Raw genomic sequence first — 18,635 nt, 5'->3', positions numbered from 1 at the left:
GAATCCTGGGGGTGATCGTGATTGTTGAATGGGTGAAAACACCGGGTAACCAAGCCTTTTCGGCATCACTCACAATTTATGGGAATGCCGATTTCGATCGTTTCATGACCTGAGGGCAAACCGATCCCATCACTTTCAGCGCCTTGGAAATGCACGCTCAAGCTATCCCTGGAAAACAAGCTCGTGGATCGATTTGCTAAGGATCCTTATCGGTTACCGACACCGGCCTCAAAATATGGAATGAACTGTTTCCGGACCCTTCCGGGATTTCGTATATCTTTCTCATCATTCCTTGTTTGCAGCTTGGGCACCTCAATATGTCGATACCGGCCTGTGCCATCATGATTGCCTGGACGGACTGATCCCGCACCTCGGGGATATCGGGGGACAAGTTCATCAACAAACGGCACAGGCCAATGTTCTTTTTCTTGCCACGGTTGGCCAAAAAGCCATAATGCCGGATGCGTACGAACCGCTTGGGCAGTACATGCAACAAGAACCGCCGGATGAATTCGACCGCATCGAGGGTGACGGTTTCAGTCGTCTTGCGTTTTCTGTTTTTGATCGTGAACGTCACACGGCCGTCAGAAAAATCAGTGATGCGATGATTCGATATGGCAATGCGATGCGTATAGCGCCCAAGGTAATCGAGCACCCATTCCGGGCGCTCAATGGGCGGCTTGGTATAGACCACCCAGTTTTTCGACCACAGCTGTTTGATCAAGCGCCGGAACCCTTGGCGGGTCCCTAACGCACGGGTATTGCCGGGAAAGCACAACTGGTTCTTGCTATACTTTAACCGGTTATAATTTGCGATTTTGAAAATGATTGAAAATTTAACGCCAGTAAGGAATCCAACTCCTTTTTGTAGTCGCCGCTCGTCTCGGCAAGGCACTGTAGAATCGACTTAGAGAATGCTTCGAAGTCGGAATAATATTTCGAGTACAGGCATTTTTTCTTTACGAATTTCCACATTCTTTCGATCAGGTTGAGATTGGGAGAGTACGGTGGCAAAAACAATAGGTCAATGTTCAGCAGTTTTGCCGTATTTTGCACAAGTTTGCACTTTTGATACCTGGCATTATCAAGAACAATGGAAATCGGGAAATCACAGTATTTATCGCTGAGCTTAATCAATAGCTGACAAACGCTGTATGAATTGATGTAACCGGTATTGGTGATCGTAATCATCTCATGGGTGATGGCATCGAGAGCGCCAAGTACATTAAACCGCTTTCTGCCTGACGGCGCTTTGATGAATAGCCTGGCGAAACACCACAGGTAACCTAAAAAGGGTGCAAACACGAAATGCGCGGCATCCATAAAGAACAAGTGGCGCTGACCGGCCTTTGCCTGTTCTATTCTTGGCTCAAGGTCTTTTTTTTAAATTCTTCTTGGGCCTCGGGATCAGCACCCGAAGGGACTGATCCGACTTTGCGGTACTTCATGCCAAGCTTTTTTAGAAATACACCAACTTGGGTCTTGCTGCGTCGAATTCCGGTCAGCCTTTCGATTTCAGCAGCCGCTTGTGCAATATTGGCAACCGGATTGTCCCGAAAATGCTGTTCAATCGAATCGCTGTATGTTCCCAGGTCACTTTCAGGGCGATAGAAATTTACTTTTCTGACCTCATCAAGTCCGCCTTGCCGGTAAAGTCGCAGATATTTTGTCACGGCGTTGTCACAGGCTCCCGATATTTTGGCAATTTGTTTGTGTGGGAGTCCCTGGCTTTTTAGCCAGAGGACTTCCATCCTGCGCTGAACTCGGGGAATGGGATGATGAAATCGTTCATATTCAATAGTTTTAAGATCCTGCTCAGAGAACTCGACTTTTATCATTGTTTTCTCCCTGGTCATTTATGGTTCAATGCGTCCAGGGTAGTATGAAAAATAAAAGCCCAATTGTCCAGCTTTAAATTAACATCGGTAAAAATTATCGTATTTTATTGCCATTCACAGTATATATGCATCTTCCAGATACGATATGAATTTTCCCCGGAAAACTTTCGAAAGCGCTTTTACCGGAAAGAGGAACTCCCCTTTGCTATTGATCCATTCCTTCCCATTTCCGGCGATCGAAAGTTTAAAAGGGTCGGGCCGCAGCAACCTCTCGTAATGTTTTTGAAAGAACTTAAAACAGGGGCCTAAAATGGCCTTAATCGATTCTTTTTGATGCCGAAAACGTGAGGTTAAGGCTTATCGTTGCCAGTCCCATAAATGCGTGTTATCGGCTTCGAAGAAATCGGCTGATCCATAGGGTCTCAGGGTTTCCCGAAGCTCAAAGGCATCCCCAACCTGGCGGATTTTTCTCCCTCTTACCCTGAAGCCAAGTGTTTCTTTGATCTTTTTAATGTAAGCTTCGCTGCCGACGGCAATGCTTTGTGACCATTTTACCTCTCTACCGGTATTCTCATCCTGTATGGCACTGTCTATCCATTTGAAATGTGAGTCCTTCAACTGCTCATAGGTGCCGAAACCCAGCAACCCCGTGAGACGATCAAAATCGATAATTCCTTTTCTTTTTCGGGGATTCTGGATTTCATTATATCCGCACCATTGCCACTTTTTGGGATGGTCGACAACACCAGCACGGACCATGTTCATGTCGATGTAGGCGATACATTGGCGTAGATGACGATTACTTTCCACAGCGGTAGCATGATAACGATCCTGCCAGAAGGCGCCTTTTCTGTTTTTCCGCAAATTATATTCCTGGCCGGTTCTGCCGGCGACCAGCTTGATCGAATCCGGAATGACGTTATTCCCGCCAGCGTCAAATAAAAGCAGATGAATATGGTTGGAGGTGACCATGTAATCCAATACGCTCAAATGGAGGTAACGTTTTTTTGCCTGATACAGCCATTCGATCCATCTGCTGCGGTCTTTAGCGAATTTTAAAAGAAAAGCCCTTTTATGGCAGCGATGGGTAATATGCCAGACATGACCAGGGATATAATGTCGCTTTGCACGGGCCATAAATCAGTGATTTCCTTAAACGGATATTTTTGAGGCTGAAAACAGTGGATTAAGCTTGTTTTAAGTCCTGTTTTAATCTACTAATCGTTTAATGTCAATTGGTTAGCGCGGCCCGACCCCCTGTCAATACGCGGGCCATAAATCAGTGATTTCCTTAAACGGATATTTTTGAGGCTGAAAACAGTGGATTAAGCTTGTTTTAAGTCCTGTTTTAATCTACTAATCGTTTAATGTCAATTGGTTAGCGCGGCCCGACCCCCTGTCAAACCTGTCAATACGGTTTGACATTCGATGAACTGCCTCCTTTTATCGAATATCACTTCGGCCCCGAAAATTTGCAGCGCATCTGTCAGCAGGGGATGCATATCCTGTTTGAACGCGCCAGAGGCATCCCGGGCCTGGTTGTCCCTATGCTCAAAAAAATCTTGGCCGAAAGCAAACCGGACGGCCCCATCGATCCCTTTACCCTCGACGACATCCTCCAACGCTGGGAACTGACATGAAAGGAGATATGCCATGAACCCGCAGCAAGCCGAAATCCTGCGTGACATCGTACAGCGCATGATGGCACGCTACATCACCGTCAAACCTCTGGGCATCGATCTGGGTGACAAAAGAAAACTGATCCCAGCGCTTGACTGCCGGATCCTTGATTACGGCGCCGCCAGAACGCTCTACCGGAACCGACGCCCTGTCTGCCGATCTCTGGATGCCGTCAAACCCATCAATGATCAGGAAAAACTCTGCCAGAAATGTATCGATAGAGAACCATGTACCGGCCAGGTGCGCTTGGATCTGTTGTTCGACAACACCCCTTACAGACTCCTGATCGCCTACACTTCCGCTAAAAACTTCCTGATCTACACCGGTAAACTCGTTGAAAAAAAACTTGAAATTCGATCCATCAATACCAAGATCGTCGTTGTTAACAGAGGCTCATGGGGTGAGTTGCGCTTCTGCCTTGCTAATATGTAGAGGAAAAATATACTGACTTCTTGTTGTAAGTCGGTTTTTTACGGTAGTTGCTTTTTGCATAGTTGGCGAAACGCCATCCACGCGGTAGGCTGTATCATCTGGTCATTTGAATCCGTCTTTATTATGGTCGATATGATATATGCTAACGTGACGATATCGAATGCTACCTGGATGGTCTCATGAAACGTGGGATGACAGTCTCAAAAAACGTGGCACACGACACTTTTCCCAACAATGGCCGAAGATGCCATATCAGTACCAGGAGCACACCCTCCTTGAAAGATGATGATAAGGACAAAAAGATGTATCAATAGAACTTTTACTGAAAATCGTTTTAGATTCATAATCATTTCCTTTGCTTTTTCCGAACATGGATTAGACTGCTAGTTAGACGCCTTATTTTACGTCTAATCAGCAGACGAAATCGTATTATTGGTCTGATGAGACCAATAATACCCCGGATTTCGGCATTTATTGGCCTCATCAGACCAATAAAAATTTGGCATTTGGTGTAATCCGTGGTGCAATATGAACAAACGTTCACGCTTGTTTCTCTTTAAGTATGGAGCGTAACGGATGGAACCATGGATATTTGACTATCTTTAATTCCCCATCATGTCAATTGGATATTGACACATTAATGAGTTACCACAAACATGGAGGATGGGACATGGCTCATAAAACCGATTCTTATGATGACAAAATACCATCAAAGAAGCAGGGTGTCCCCAACGGCCATCGTTGCTGGATGAAGTCCGCGATGTCATGAGCCTGTTCGCCGTTTTCCTTCAGGCAAACCCCTCCGGGATTGCCGATCTCACCGCATCTTCGGCGTTAGCCGCCGCAGCGCATCGCCGACCATAGCCCCACAACAGCTGCCTTGAATCTGCGGGAAGCTCGACAATCGCCTACTTTGGTTTATCAAAATAATGGTTTTTGGCTGTTCTGTCGGTCATCCCAGAATGGCTTGTCCAACGTCCTCCCTCTGGCTTTACCCAAACCGTTATCTTAGAGCCTGTTTGATAAATCCGTCTAAGGCCCGCTAACGGCGTTGGGAAATGTCTCAAAATGCTCACATATTACGTATATGCTCCGCTTTCGAGCCACTTTCCGCCTTGTTATCGGGCCTGATGCAGACTTCTCAAACAGGCTCTTAAAGGCGATACCAATGGCCCAATGGCGCTACCGGTATTCGGGCAGCGCCGGGTTCCCCACCCCGTTGATTCAGGCCTTCATTGTCATTTTTCACAAATTGGCGAATCTGCATTCATAACACCACATTTTTGGGAACATTTTCTATTACAAGGGAGGTAGTAAAATGCGTTGTCGTTTTTCAATTACCGTCGGTTTGTGCGTTGCTCTGCTGTTGTTGATTCTGCCCGGCTATGACGATGGAAGCGAGCGGGTGTTAATCACCGCTGACGCCGCATTGGCCCATTTTCAGGACGACAGCACCTGGAGCGAACCATCGAATGCGGCCTATTATTTTGATGATGCCGAAGTCACTGGGGATTTGGCCACGGGGGACTTCAACGGCGATGGCATTGCCGATCTTGTATTTACGATTCGCACTCTGGAAGGCTACTCGCTGGGCACCAACCTTCGCATGTTTCGCGTCGCTTATGGCGATGGCACATTTGTCGAGGAAGACATCGCCATTGCCATCGATCTTGATTCAGATGTTGACGTGTTCGATATGGTCGTCTTTGATTTTAACGCTGATGGCGTTCCGGATATCGCTTTTGCAGAAGACGGTACCAATCCGTCTGATACGGGCAGAGGCTCGGTACAGGCATTTCTTTCCCCCGGCCCTTCCGAATAAACATCAATCCGACATAAAACGCTACCGCTCGTCGTGACCGTCAGGAAATCTCAACGTCTGTGCCAGGGGGTGGGTAACACAATCCCCTGGCACGCTCGGTCGGCTGGGGTGTTGTATATGGGGCGCATTACCGCACCGGCTCAATGGCCACCCAGTCGGTACTCGAATGCTGGTTGGGATCGAACCCGGAATCGTTGGAGAGCACATATTCGCCCAGCGAGTTGCCCCAGGCATAATCATAGCCGCCGGGCAGCTCCACCGGGTTGCCGCTGGAGGGATCGTTGTAGTTCTCCGTGCCGCGGATATATTCACTGAATTCCCGGCTGGCCCGGTCCTCGGCCTGCTGGCGGGTTTTCCAGGATTGGGCCAGGGCGTTGTCAAAAGCATCGTTGCTGCGGCTGATGGCGCGGCTCAGGGCACCGGCATTGGCGATACCCTGCTGCCGGGCCGCGATCCACTGCTGCTGAACCTTGGTGAATCGGGCAAACCAGCTGCGGTCAACGCGAAACGAATTGACAAACGCGTTGGCCAGGGGATCGAGGGCATCCAGCCGGCCCTTTCTGGCTCTCACGGAGAGGTTCCGATCCGGTTGCCAGAGCAGGGTCGGCGGCCCCATCTGAGGCTTGAACACCAGCACCACACAGTAAAAATCCTCCTCCCAGGCCACACCGTTTTCCGTATAGGCGAATCGCGCACGGGTACCATACCCCCGGGTGATCCCGCCGGGCTGCTGGTTGGCGGCCGCAATGCTGTCGGCCCATTCCGGCAGGTCCTTTTGGCTGATCAGCCGCAGGTTGCGGGCCCCCGGCCGCTGTTCAGGCAGCACGATCTGCTGAACAAAGGCGGCCGGGCTGTCGGGAATGGGCATGACGATCATTCCCAGATAGGGCTGGCCCCGCTGCCACTGGTACTCGATCTGGCCGGAGATGAACAACCGTGCGGGGTGGACAAAAAGGCCTGCCGACCCGTCCGCTGCGGTGATGGCCACATCGGCGGTCACCAGGTTGGCCAGGGCGATGTTCCAGGCCAGGCCGCCGGACGGCCGCCAGTCGGCCGGGGCCAGCACCCGGAAGGCGGGAATGCCGCCCATCTGAGGATCGTTGATGGTAACGGTCTGCATGAAAAGGGGCGTCGCCGCCATGGCCGGATGCATGAGGGAAGCGGAAGCGACGACGATCACGGCCGCCACGCACAAATAGGGAAAGCACTTCAATTTCACGGGATACCTCCTGAACGGTTAAAAGCCTGGGCTGTTATGGTAGTGCTGGTTGATGGCAAGGGTTGGTGCCATCGGTTTTGATCAATACGATTATTATCGTCCGTTGGGAGGGCCGGCTTAGCGTTTTCAGAAAATTTTACAAATCCGCCGGAGACATGATTTTTTACGATTGCATGATAAATTGACTTTTTGCGCCAATGATAGTAGCACTGAGTCCCAAGTGACATAACGAAAACCCTTTTCATACGAAAACCCGCATGCCTTCCATACCTTCTTTCAGCGGCTTCACTTGAGCGCTTTCCTGATCTTGCCCGTGCTGGCAAAACGACAGGCCTATTGCTGACAGCGCATATCGCCTTTCATAACGAATAATTGTATCCATTGACGAACCGGTTCCATTTTTCCTGATTTGGCAAAAGGTGCGTACCAATCGATACAAACGGGTTCATGGCCAATGATTCCTGATCACCGGATCCGCATGCTTCAAACGGCATCCATCCCCACCGCTTATCCCCTCAGCGGCTTTACTTGAGTGCCCGGTTGTTGTTGCCCGTGACGGCAACCCGCTGAACGTCTATCACTTTTTTAATCTGTTTTATTCATGGGAAGCATGGACGCAATCCCATGAGAAATCTGCGCCGGACCGGTTCGCGGTCGGATCCGCGCCAGAGGTGTGCAACCCGTATTTCCGCATTGACGGGCATCGGTGCGGAACCATCTAAAGGAGAGAATATGGAACATCCGGTGATCAACACATGGACGGGAGATCAGGCGTCGATCGATTCCTGTGATGCCAGCGTCCGAGCACTGATGGGGTGGGAAGGCATTGTGATCCGGGATCCGGAAGTGGATCCGGTGGATCTCTTGGATGCCTATCTCAAGCGCACGGCCGCCGAATCATGCGGCCAATGTATCCCCTGCCGTTTGGGTACGGCGCAATTGGTCGATCTGATGGACGACATCGTCGGTGGTCGCGGGTCTGAAAAGACCCTGGAACAAATCCGTTTCCTGGTTCTGCAGATCAGCCGCACGGCCCGCTGCGATATCGGCCGCACCATGGCCAAGCCGGTCGTTGACCTGATGGACAACTTTCAGGCGGATTTTTTGGCCGTCATCAACAACGAACGGCCGGTGCGCCGCGGCAGCTACGCATCCATGGTCACCGCCCCCTGTATCAGTGCCTGCCCGTCCAACGTGGACATTCCGGCCTACCTGGAAAATGTGCGCATGGATCGCTGGTCCCAGGCCATGGCCACGGTACGGGCCGACTGCCCCATGCCCGGCACCATCGGCCGGGTCTGCGTGCGTCCCTGCGAAACCCATTGCCGCCGCTCACGCCTTGACGAGCCGCTGGCCATCCGGGCCGTCAAACGCTTCCTGGCCGACGAGGAGATGGCCGCCAAACTGGATGCGGACACCCCACCACCACCGGCCAAACCAGGCCGGGTGGCCGTTATCGGAGCCGGTCCGGCCGGCCTTTCCTGCGCCTACTATCTGGGCAAACAGGGCTATCGCTGCACCATTTTCGAGGCCCAGGAGGGTCCCGGCGGCATGGCCGCCTATGGCATCCCCTCCTATCGTCTGCCGCGCCAGGTGATCGCCCATGAAGTGGCCATGGTGGAAAAACAGGGAGCCGAAATCCGTTACGGAATCAAGGTCGGCGAGGATATCCGCCTGGATGAGCTGTTGGGTAAGGGCTATGGGGCCGTGTTTCTGGCCGTGGGCGCGCCCGAGTCATCCAAGATGCGCTGTGAGGGCGAGGATGCCGGCTACCGCTGTTTCATGACCGGGGTCAATTTCCTGGCCGAGGCGGCCAGGGGCCGCACGCCACTGTCGGGTAAGCGGCTGGTGGTGATCGGCGGCGGCAACGTGGCCATGGACTGCGTGCGCACCGCCCGGCGCATCGGCTTCGACGATGTCAACCTGCTCTATCGCCGCACCGAGGCGGAGATGCCGGCCGATCCCCAGGAGATCGAGGAAGCCAAGGAAGAAGGGGTTCACTTTCACCACCTGGTGGCGCCGGTATCCATCGTGGCCGACGGGGAGGAGATCACCGGCCTCAAATGCCAGCGCATGGAATTGGGAGAACCGGACGCCAGTGGCCGGCGGCGGCCGGTTCCGGTCCAGGGATCGGAATTTGTCATCGACTGCGACACCATCATCCCGGCCGTCGGACAGGTCTGCGTGGTGGACTGCGTCCTGCCCGAAGAAGACGCCCTCACTCCCTGGAAGACCCTGGTGGTGGATCAGACCACCTTCCAGTCCGAAACCAGCCACATTTTCGGTGGTGGCGACTGCGTAACCGGACCGGCCACCCTGATCAAGGCCCTGGCCGCCGGCAAGCACGCCGCCCGGTTTATCACCGAGTACCTCGAAGCAGGCCAATGCACACCACAGCCCATTGATCTTTTAAGAAAAATGATCACCCCCGATACGGTTTGCAGGTCTCAGGAGACCTTTGCCTATCCAGGCCAAACCGTGAGGGCCCATCCTGAAATCATGGCCCCGGACGTGCGTATCGGCAGCTTCGATGAAGTCGAAAAAGGCTTTTCCGCCGCCCAGGCCCGCGTTGAGGCAGCTCGCTGTTTGCGATGTTACCGACTGATGCTCTCAGCAATATGAGGCGCCCACCCATTTTATTAAAGTGATCCAAAAGGATAGAAAGGATTTCCCCTATGCCTACGCTTAGTCTGAACGACAGGACCGTTTCCTTTGAAACCGGACAAACCATCCTGGAGGTGGCCCGGCAAAACGATGTGGTCATCCCCACCCTGTGCCATCTCAAAGACGCCCACGCCACCGGGGGGTGCCGCATCTGCGTGGTGGAGGTGGCGGGCAGCGACCAGCTCTTGCCCGCCTGCGATACGCCAGCCGGCGACGACATGCGTATTTTCACCGACAGCCCGGCCGTCAGAACGGCGCGCAAGGCCATCCTGGAGATGATGCTGGCCGCCGGCGCCCACAACTGCCTGCTCATGGACCAGCCCCAGTCCAGCTGGAGTGAAAGCCAGCTTAAAATCATGCAGCAACCCTGGCACGACAAGATCTGTCCTGCCCATGGCGACTGCCGGCTACAGGACCTGGCCATCGAATACGAGGTCAGCGTGGCCGGCATCGATCAGAAAATCGACGGCCACCCCCTGGACGACGCCACGCCCATGATCGTGCGTGACTACAGCCGCTGCATCGGCTGCGGCCGCTGCATCCAGGCCTGCAACGAGGTTCAGGTCAATGCGGCCATCCCCTCGCCCTATGGCCGCCGCGAAGACCACCCCAACGGATGGTATCCGTTGGTGGATTACGAAAACTGCACCCACTGCGGCCAGTGCCTGCAGGCCTGCCCCACCGGTGCCCTGTTCGAGAAAAAGGCCTTTGGCCTGGCCACCGGCAGTGAAGCGAAAAAAGTGCGCACCACCTGTCCCTACTGCGGGGTCGGCTGCCAGCAGTGGCTGCATGTGAAAGACGGCCGGGTGATCAAGGTCACCGCCGTGGAGGAAGGCGCCCCCAACCTGGGGCGGCTGTGCGTCAAGGGACGCTTCGGATACGATTTCATCCACTCGCCCGAACGCCTCACCCACCCGCTGATCCGCGACGGCGAAGCGTTTCGGAAAGCATCCTGGGACGAGGCCCTGGACCTGGTGGCCGAAAAGTTCAAACAGATCAAACAGCTTCACGGCCCCGACGCCCTGGCCGGCATCAGCTGCGCCCGCAGCATCAACGAAGACTCCTACAACATGCAGAAGCTTTTCCGGGCAACCATCGGCACCAACAACATCGACCACTGCGCCCGCACCTGTCACGCGCCCACCGTGGCCGGCCTGGCGCGAGCCTTCGGTTCGGGTGCCATGACCAACTCCTTTGCCGAGGTCCTGGGTGCCAAGCTCTTTTTCGTGATCGGCTCCAACATGACCGAGGCCCACCCGGTGGCTTCCACCTTCGTCAAACAGGCCGTGCGCAACGGTGCCGAGCTGATCGTGGCCGACCCGCGTTTCAACGGCATTGCCGAGCATGCCCACACCTACATGCAGATCAAGGTCGGATCGGACGTGGCCCTGATCAACGGCATGATGCATGTGCTGATCACCGAGGAGCTGTATGACCGGGACTATGTGATTGCCAACACCGTCGGATTCGATGAGCTGCGCGAGGTCGTCATGCAGTACCCGCCGGAGCGGGTCGCCGAAATCAGCGGCGTGCCGGCCGAAACCATCCGTGCGGTGGCCCGCAAGATGGCCGCCGTCCGGCCATCCATGCTCATGTACACCCTGGGCATCACCGAGCACACCTGCGGAGTGAACAACGTGCTCAGCTGCGCCAACCTGCAGATGCTACTGGGCAATGTTGGGGTCGAGTACGGCGGGGTCAATCCTTTGCGGGGCCAGAACAACGTCCAGGGTGCCTGTGATATGGGGGCCCTGCCCGCCGACTATCCCGGATATCAAAAGGTGACCGATGCGGCATCGCGGGCCAAGTTCAGCCAGGCGTGGGGCGTGGAGCTGCCCGATACACCGGGTCTGATGATTCCCGACATGATCGACGGGCTGGAAAACGGCACGGTCAAGGCCTTGTACGTATTCGGCGAGAATATCGCCAACACCGAACCGGATATCAACCATGTGGAGCATTGCCTGCGCTCGGCCGAATTTGTGGTCTGCAACGATATTTTCGAGACCGAGACCACCCGTTTTGCCCATGTGGTCCTGCCGGCCGCGGCCTGGAGCGAGGACGACGGCACCTTTACCAACGCCGAGCGGCGGGTCAGCCGGGTGCGCAAGGCCGTCGAGCCGCCGGGCGAGGCAAAACCCAACTGGTGGATTTTCAAGGAGATCGCCCGCCGTATGGGCCAGGAGTGGGCGTCGGCCAGCGGCCAGGAGATCTGGGATAACGAAGTGGCGCCCCTGTCGCCGATTTTCAGCGGCATCCGTTACCAGCGTATTGAAACCGATGGTCTGCAGTGGCCCGTGCCGGATGAAGATCATCCCGGAACGACCATCATGCACAAGGATGGCAAATTCACCTGCGGCAAAGGCAATCTATCGGCCCTGGAGTGGGCCCCGCCGGCCGAGGTGCCCGATGAGGAATATCCCTTTGTACTGAGCACCGGCCGACGGCTTTACCATTACCACACCCGTACCCAGACCGGCCGCTGCGAAGGGCTCAACACCCTGCTCGGATCGGAAACCGCGGACATCTCGGCGGAAGACGCCAACGCCCTGGGCATCGGCCAGGGAGAAAAAATCCGCGTGGTCTCCCGGCGCGGATCGGTGGAAGTAGCGGCCCGGATCACCGGGCAGGTGCCGCCCGGACTGGTGTGGATGGCCTTTCATTTCCGCGAGGGATGCGCCAACTGGCTGACCAATCCGGCCTTTGATCCGATCTCCAAAACCGCCGAATTCAAGGCGTGTGCGGTCCGGCTGGAAAAATTATGATATCCTCCACCGTCATAGCAGGTGGTATCAGGAAGCCCCCTCAAAAGGGGCAAAAGCCAAAATCTTGAACATTCAAAGTCGAACGTACAAATTCGCTCCCATGCTCTTGCATGGGAGCGTTAATGAATTTCAGTTAACCGTATTAATCGTTCTGCCCACTTGAATCCCATCCGCTGCGCATGTATACTGCGCATCTTGTTTGTTGACAATTTTTAACAGGATATGGTGTGGACCGCAGACAGCCGTGTAAAGCCGGTTGTGAAGGGGAGCAGACCGGTTGCCCCTTTTGGACGCGCATAAACTTCTGGTTTGCAAACCTCGTATTTTCGCATGACGCCTGTTTTAAATCCCTGCCGGTCATAACCAAAAACTCACAATCGTTTAATAGGTGATCAACCATGAAAAAATGGGTGGCCGACAAACTGATTTGTCCACAGTGTCTGGACGCCGAAATCGCATTGAACCTGACCGTTCGCGAAGCAGATGCGGAGGATGTCTTGGACGGCGAAATGACATGTCCCCAATGCGGGAGTATTTATCCGATCCAGCAGGGAATTGCCGTGCTTCTGCCGGAGAAAACGCGCATTATTTTAAACGACCATCGGGGCTATAACGCCCCCGGCATGCTCTCGGCCTACCTGTGGAGCCACTTTGGAGATCTGCTCAAGGACCCCGACGCCACGCAGGCTTACCAAGTTTGGTCGGCCGGCTTTACCCCCACTGCCGGGGATGCCCTGGATGTCGGGTGTGCCGTGGGACGGCTCTCATTCGATCTGGCTGCAACCCACGATCATGTGATCGGCCTGGACACATCCATCGCTTTTATCCGCAAGGCCCGTGAGATTCTCACCCGAAAAGAGATTTCATTCGACCTGATCGTGGAAGGCCATATCACCGAACCGCGAACCCACCGTTTCAATGAAAGCCATGATTTCAGCCGCGTCGATTTTATCGTGGCCGACGCCCTGGCCCTGCCCTTTCGGACGCGCGCCTTTGCCACCACGGCAGCCATCAACCTGCTCGAAAAAGTGCCTGACCCCTTGAAGCATCTCACGGAAATCAACCGCGTGTTACGAGACCGTTCCGCCATGTTTCTGTTCTCGGATCCCTTCTCCTGGGATGAGACGGTCTCCCCACCCGAGCGCTGGCTCAGCGGCAACGGCAACGCCCAGTACAGCGCCCGCGGTATTGACACCATGCGGCGCATATTCGCCGGAGAATTCGGCGTATTCGATCCGCCTTTAGGCATCGCCGACGACGGCAATGTGGCTTGGAAAATCCGTAAAACCGAGAACCTGTGGGAGCACATTACGTCGCAGTATCTGGTGGGGCGACGCGAGTAAGGAGGAGTTGCTTTGAGAACCCAACATGGCATCTGCGGGCTCTGTTTTCACAGCCCGGGATGCGGCGTCATTGTCCATTTTGATGAAAACGGCCGGATCACCCGGCTTGATCCCGACCCCCAGGCCCCCATGGGCAAGGTGCTCTGCCCCATCGCCGACAGCGTCGAAGAGGTGATCTATTCCGATAAACGCATCCGCCAGCCCATGAAGCGCGTCGGCCCCAAAGGCAGCTTTGATTTTGAACCGATCTCCTGGGACGCGGCCTACCGGATCATCGCCGAGCGGCTGGGGGCGATCAAGGAACAGCATGGCCCCGAAGCAGCCGCATTTTACGCCGGCACCGGCTCCTACGAGCGGGCCTTCAAGGATGCCTTCAAACTCAAGGGCGCCGAGATTTACCTGGCCACCAGCATCCTCTTTCCTTTCGGATCGCCCAACACCTTTGGCGTGGGCGCCCCCTGCTACACCTCCCTGGGCGTGCTGGCCCCCAAGGTGACCATGGGCTGCCTGCACATCGACATGTTCTCCGATGTGGACAATTCCGACCTGATCGTGGTCTGGGGCACCGATCCCTCCACCTCGACCCCGCCGGCCCTGTTCGAGCAGCTCAGGACCGCAGCCGACGAAGGCGCAGAGATCATCGTCATCGATCCGCGACGGACCGCCGCCGCCGACCTTCCCGGAAGCGAGTGGCTTCCCATCCGGCCCGGATCCGACGGCGCCCTAGCCCTCGGGCTCAGCCATATCCTCATCCGCGACGACCTCTTCGACAAGGCCTTTGTGGACGACTGGACCGTGGGCTTCGAGGCGTTCGCCGAATATGTTCAGGAATTCCCGCCGAAGCGGGTGGCCGAGCTGACCGGCATCGGCGAGGATACCATCGAGGACCTGGCCGAGCGCATCGCGGACGCCGAGGGCGCCAGCTACGTGATGTACACCGGGCTGGAGTACACCAAGAGCGGCGTGCAGAACATCCGGGCCGTGATGGTGCTCTGGGCCCTGGCCGGCCAGCTGGACGTGGAGGGCGGCCGCTGCTTCCTGGGACGCGGCCGCAGTCTGCCCCTGGCCACCGAACGGCAGTTGGCCACCCCCGGTCTCGAGTGCTCCATCGGTGCCGGCAAATTCCCGGTTTACGCTCATTACTGCGGCGGCGAGCCCCATGCCATCCTACTGCCGCGGGCCATCATCGACGAGGATCCCTACCCCGTCCGGGGCCTGATCGTCCTGGGCGCCTCCCTGCTCACCGCCTGGCCCAACCCCTCCCTGTGGCAGCAGGCCCTGGAAAAGCTTGAATTCCTGGTCAGCATCGACCTTCAGCTGACCCGCGACGCCGCCTATGCGGATCTGGTGCTGCCGGCCACCACGGCCTTCGAGCAAGCCTCCTACTGCTACTACGGCAATGCCATCCGCTACCGCGAACAGATGATCGAACCGGTGGGCGAGGCCCGGCCGGCCTACCAGATCATGATCGAACTGGCCGGGGCCTTAGGCTACGCAGACCAATTTCCCGGCCACCCCGACGAACTGCTGGCCGATCATCTGGCCCGATCGGACACCTCCCTGGCCGATTTGATGCTGGCCGACCGGAAGGTCTTTGCCCTGCCATCGACGCCGATGGTCTATCGCAAATGGGAGAAAGGCCTGCTCCGGGCCGATGGTCAGCCGGGCTTTGAGACGCCCTCGGGCAAATTCGAGATCAAGGCCGGGATTCTGGAGCAGTACGGTTACGACGGGCTTCCCAGATACGAGGAGTCCGACGAAACACCGCTGAGCCGCCCCGATCTTCTGCGCCGCTTTCCATTGATCCTGGGAACCGGCCCTTTTAAGCCGGACATGAAGTCGTGCCTGCGCGCCATTCCCAGCTTCATTGAGAAGTATCCCGAGCCCATGGTACAGATGAACCCGGTGGATGCCGAGGCCCGTAAGATCAAGACCGGCGACCTGGTGGTGATCAAAACTGCCCGCGGCCAGGTGCCCATGCGCGCCTTTGTCACCGAGAAAATCATGGCCGGTTTCGTCTATGCACCCGTGGGCGGCGGCGGTCCCCAGGGCCCGGTGGCATGGCAGCAGGCCAACGTAAACCAGCTGACCGACGACCGGCAGTACGACGACATTTCCGGTTTCCCGGTCTACAAAACCCTGCTCTGCCAGATTAAAAAGAAGAAACGGGTGAGACGGGGGGCGGCAGCGGCGGACCCGACGCTGGGATGCGGGGGATAAGTGTCAAGCGAATGTCAAAGACCAAATTCAAAATGTCAATTGAAGGCATTCTGCCGTTATTGATAAAGGAAGGGGACATCCGATGGGAGAAATCAAAAGCACACTGGATCTGGTCATGGAGCGAACCCGGCATCTCTCCATGTCCGCAGAGGAGAAAGCGCATCAGCATGAGGAGGATTTCAGCCGGCGGCTTCAGGGGCTGCTGCAGCAGTTCGCTGATGGAGCACTGAGCGTTGAGCGACTGCAAACGCGCATCAGCGAACTGCAAACGGAGCTGGCCGTTACCGGCCGCCAGCCAGTATTGAGAGCAATCTTCGGCCGCATCGATCCGGATGGCGATAACCAGGCCTGGCTGGATCTCCTGGCCCAGCTGGCCCCCGCGCTGTGCCCGTCCATGGAAGCCATTCTCGGGGATCACCGCCAGGAGCAAGCCACGCTGAAACAGGAATGCGAAACCGCCCAGCGGGACCGGTTGGCCCGGGATCATGGCATCCGCGGATCGGCCGTGGTGCCCAACCCGCTGCTGGATGCCACCTATCGGGAACACCTGGCCGGCCTGCAAGCCCGGACTCGGCAGCGCATCGACACCATAAGCGCCTGATCGCCGCCGATCCGCATTCCCAAACGGTCCCGGTCGCTTCCCGCTTTCACGCTCCAGCGTGGAAGCGCCCCACGGATGGATCCCATTTCATACGGGTCGGCAAGGTCTATACATAGGCAAACCACGTGGCTTCCACCTGCCGGAAATTCTCCCTGACCGCATCCGTGCCCGTAACCACTTCCCCGTGACCGGAAAGCAGCCAGTCGGCCGTCAGTTCACCCATCCGGCGGATGCTGGCCTTGAGTTGGACGCCGTTGCCGCCGGGCAGATCGGTGCGTCCCAGGCCGTCTCTGAAAATCAGGTCGCCGGTGAACATTGCCCTCTCGGCCGGCCAGCGCAGGGTCACCCCACCGGGTGAATGACCGGGGGTGTGGTAAATCTCCAACGCGATATCACCCACATTCAATTCCCCCTCGGTCAGGAAAAAATCAGGGGCAAACTGTTCCGGGTCGATGGCCAGGGTCCGCCTCAGGTAAGGCGGCATATTCTGGATCAATTGCCATTCATCGCCATGCAGGGTAAACTGCGCCTTGGTATCAACAAAAAAGCGCACCGCTTCGATATGATCCGGATGGGCGTGGGTGCAGATCACCAGATCGATGTCGGCAACGCTCAGGTTCAGCTGTCGCAGCCCACGCTCGACGTGCTCGAAATGGGCCGCGTGTCCCGGATCCACAAGAATATTCTTCTCATCCGAGCGCAGCAGATAGGTATTGCAGTTGTTGGCCTGCATGGATGTCCACAAAAAGGCGTGCAGGTGGGGTGTCAGTTCCATGGTATCCACTCCTGAATAATGGTTAGCAAGAAACGGTCAGCATGCCACAATCAGCCTTGCTGTCAAGGGTTCGGGGAAATCTTTCAGGGTGATCGCATTTAGAGCCCGGATTAGAAAAATCTGGTCGCAGGCATGGCCAGCTCCTACAGAAAACGGTGTAGAACCAAACGATTGGCACGCGTAGGAGCGGGCCATGCCCGCGAAAAAACAAAAATCAATCCAAATGCGGTTACCCTGGAGATCTTGGCGGGTCGCCCCCCTCGGGCTTGTGATTGGCACTTGATTTAAGGCAGCCGATCCTTCATGATTCAATGGTGGTTGAGCGGTTTCAAAAATAAGGAGTGAAAAATGGCCGTAGGTTGGGCCCGCGACGGGGCCGTACAGGATCAGATCGACGCCAGCGTCGGCGACGCCGTCAAGCTGGCCAGGAGCCGCCTGCCCGTCGGCGAAAGCGCTGAATTTTGCGACCACTGCGAGGAGGAGATTCCAGAAGCCCGCCGCAAGGCCATCCCCGGCGTGCGGCTGTGCATCCACTGCCAGGCCGAACTCGAAAAATTACAGCCCAACGACACCGGTATCAACCGCCGCGGCAGCAAAGACAGCCAGCTTAAATAGACGCCAGCCATTAGCGAACAGCCTCTTCAACCGCTTCTCATCACCAAAAGCAGGGGGATACATCGCATTCAAGATGCCATTCCGCCATGCCTTGGGCGATTGTCGGATAAGAATATACCAGGATGCGCAGGATTTTCATTCGTATTCAAGGCGGGCTTTTTTACGCATAGTGGGGCTATGTGTGGAAAAGCCCAATGCAGAAGACGGATGAAAAGACAAGCAGGCGGGCCCCTTTCCGGCGCACGGCTACCGGCAGGGCGGCGGCCGGCTGCACCACCAGGGAACTGCCCACCACGAGGAACAGGTCGCAGGACTCCGATTCTGAAATGGCACGCATCAGCACGTCCGCGGGAAGCGACTCGCCGAAAAAGACCACGTCGGGTTTCAACGTCCCCCCGCAATCCGGACACGCGGGCGGCAACCGGGTCTCAAGGCATTGATAAACCGCTTCCATGGTATGGTGCTGCCCGCATTTCAGGCAGACGATCCGGCGGGTGTTGCCGTGCAGCTCAAAAACGTTGCGGGAGCCGGCGGCTTGTTGCAACCCGTCGATATTCTGGGTAATGACGGTCTGAAGGGGGCCTTCCCGCTCCGATCGTGCCAGCCCCGCATGGGCATTGTGAATGGCCGGATAGCCGTTGGTTCATGAACACCGCAGCGG

The 18,635-nt window shown here is 56.2% G+C and carries 15 protein-coding genes and 1 pseudogene; 9 read left to right on the top strand and 7 right to left on the bottom strand.

The annotated features are described in order from the left end of the window. Positions 1 to 196: 196 nt before the first annotated feature. The 4 genes and pseudogenes from GN112_RS35565 to GN112_RS20780 form a co-directional block, all read right to left on the bottom strand. Complete coding sequence (locus tag GN112_RS35565) at positions 197 to 895, bottom strand: IS91 family transposase (RefSeq protein WP_155311980.1); 699 nt, start codon at positions 893 to 895, stop codon at positions 197 to 199. Beyond that, a pseudogene (locus GN112_RS20785) lies at positions 796 to 1,838 on the bottom strand (IS630 family transposase). The gene GN112_RS35565 and the pseudogene GN112_RS20785 overlap by 100 nt, the downstream one beginning before the upstream one ends. A 114-nt stretch (positions 1,839 to 1,952) precedes the next feature. Then, the gene (locus GN112_RS35335; protein WP_414736127.1) at positions 1,953 to 2,105 is read right to left on the bottom strand and encodes a transposase; all 153 of its coding nucleotides are present in this window, start codon (positions 2,103 to 2,105) and stop codon (positions 1,953 to 1,955) included. A gap of 90 nt (positions 2,106 to 2,195) precedes the next feature. Further along, the gene (locus GN112_RS20780) at positions 2,196 to 2,975 is read right to left on the bottom strand and encodes a transposase (RefSeq protein WP_155311979.1); all 780 of its coding nucleotides are present in this window, start codon (positions 2,973 to 2,975) and stop codon (positions 2,196 to 2,198) included. A 281-nt stretch (positions 2,976 to 3,256) separates the two neighbouring features. On the opposite strand from GN112_RS20780, the gene GN112_RS20775 reads away from it, so the two are divergent. The 3 genes from GN112_RS20775 to GN112_RS20765 all read left to right on the top strand — a co-directional run bounded on the left by GN112_RS20775 (position 3,257) and on the right by GN112_RS20765 (position 5,772). Further along, positions 3,257 to 3,478, top strand: a complete 222-nt coding sequence (locus tag GN112_RS20775) for a hypothetical protein (protein ID WP_155311978.1) — start codon at positions 3,257 to 3,259, stop codon at positions 3,476 to 3,478. 13 nt (positions 3,479 to 3,491) lie between these two features. Next, positions 3,492 to 3,950 carry a hypothetical protein gene (locus GN112_RS20770; protein WP_155310207.1) on the top strand — a complete coding sequence of 153 codons (459 nt, stop codon included), beginning with the start codon at positions 3,492 to 3,494 and terminating at the stop codon, positions 3,948 to 3,950. A 1,318-nt stretch (positions 3,951 to 5,268) separates the two neighbouring features. After that, positions 5,269 to 5,772: an FG-GAP repeat domain-containing protein gene (locus tag GN112_RS20765; protein ID WP_155311977.1), complete on the top strand. Its 504-nt coding sequence runs from the start codon at positions 5,269 to 5,271 to the stop codon at positions 5,770 to 5,772. A 127-nt stretch (positions 5,773 to 5,899) separates the two neighbouring features. Here the strand turns inward: GN112_RS20765 and GN112_RS20760 are convergent, their stop codons facing one another. Further along, positions 5,900 to 6,991 carry a hypothetical protein gene (locus GN112_RS20760; protein WP_155311976.1) on the bottom strand — a complete coding sequence of 364 codons (1,092 nt, stop codon included), beginning with the start codon at positions 6,989 to 6,991 and terminating at the stop codon, positions 5,900 to 5,902. Between the two features lie 624 nt (positions 6,992 to 7,615). On the opposite strand from GN112_RS20760, the gene GN112_RS20755 reads away from it, so the two are divergent. From GN112_RS20755 to GN112_RS20735, 5 genes are all read left to right on the top strand, one after another. Next, on the top strand, positions 7,616 to 9,613 hold the full coding sequence (locus GN112_RS20755) for an FAD-dependent oxidoreductase (protein ID WP_155311975.1): 1,998 nt from the start codon (positions 7,616 to 7,618) through the stop codon (positions 9,611 to 9,613). Positions 9,614 to 9,666: 53 nt separating this feature from the next. Further along, positions 9,667 to 12,420 (top strand): formate dehydrogenase subunit alpha, encoded by a 2,754-nt coding sequence (gene fdhF / locus GN112_RS20750; protein WP_155311974.1) that lies wholly within the window; start codon positions 9,667 to 9,669, stop codon positions 12,418 to 12,420. Between the two features lie 398 nt (positions 12,421 to 12,818). After that, entirely contained in the window at positions 12,819 to 13,763 is a 945-nt protein-coding gene (locus tag GN112_RS20745) for a methyltransferase domain-containing protein (RefSeq protein ID WP_155311973.1), read from the top strand. A 12-nt stretch (positions 13,764 to 13,775) separates the two neighbouring features. After that, a complete protein-coding gene (locus GN112_RS20740) occupies positions 13,776 to 15,983 on the top strand; it encodes a molybdopterin-containing oxidoreductase family protein (RefSeq protein ID WP_155311972.1) in 2,208 nt (735 codons plus the stop codon). An 82-nt stretch (positions 15,984 to 16,065) separates the two neighbouring features. After that, positions 16,066 to 16,584 (top strand): hypothetical protein, encoded by a 519-nt coding sequence (locus GN112_RS20735; protein ID WP_155311971.1) that lies wholly within the window; start codon positions 16,066 to 16,068, stop codon positions 16,582 to 16,584. A gap of 106 nt (positions 16,585 to 16,690) precedes the next feature. Here GN112_RS20735 and GN112_RS20730 read toward each other — a convergent pair whose 3' ends face one another. Next, positions 16,691 to 17,359 (bottom strand): MBL fold metallo-hydrolase, encoded by a 669-nt coding sequence (locus GN112_RS20730; RefSeq protein WP_155311970.1) that lies wholly within the window; start codon positions 17,357 to 17,359, stop codon positions 16,691 to 16,693. Between the two features lie 348 nt (positions 17,360 to 17,707). Here GN112_RS20730 and GN112_RS20725 point away from each other — a divergent pair, with 348 nt between their 5' ends. Continuing rightward, entirely contained in the window at positions 17,708 to 17,974 is a 267-nt protein-coding gene (locus tag GN112_RS20725) for a DksA/TraR family C4-type zinc finger protein (RefSeq protein WP_155311969.1), read from the top strand. Positions 17,975 to 18,149: 175 nt separating this feature from the next. Here the strand turns inward: GN112_RS20725 and GN112_RS20720 are convergent, their stop codons facing one another. Further along, on the bottom strand, positions 18,150 to 18,599 hold the full coding sequence (locus GN112_RS20720; protein WP_155311968.1) for an SIR2 family NAD-dependent protein deacylase: 450 nt from the start codon (positions 18,597 to 18,599) through the stop codon (positions 18,150 to 18,152). Positions 18,600 to 18,635: the final 36 nt, after the last annotated feature.

It is taken from the genome of Desulfosarcina ovata subsp. ovata, from assembly GCF_009689005.1.
In the GTDB taxonomy this organism is placed as follows: Bacteria; Desulfobacterota; Desulfobacteria; order Desulfobacterales; family Desulfosarcinaceae; genus Desulfosarcina; species Desulfosarcina ovata.
The sequence above is the reverse complement of the archived record's forward strand: the minus strand, read 5'-3'. Positions and strand labels throughout refer to the sequence as shown.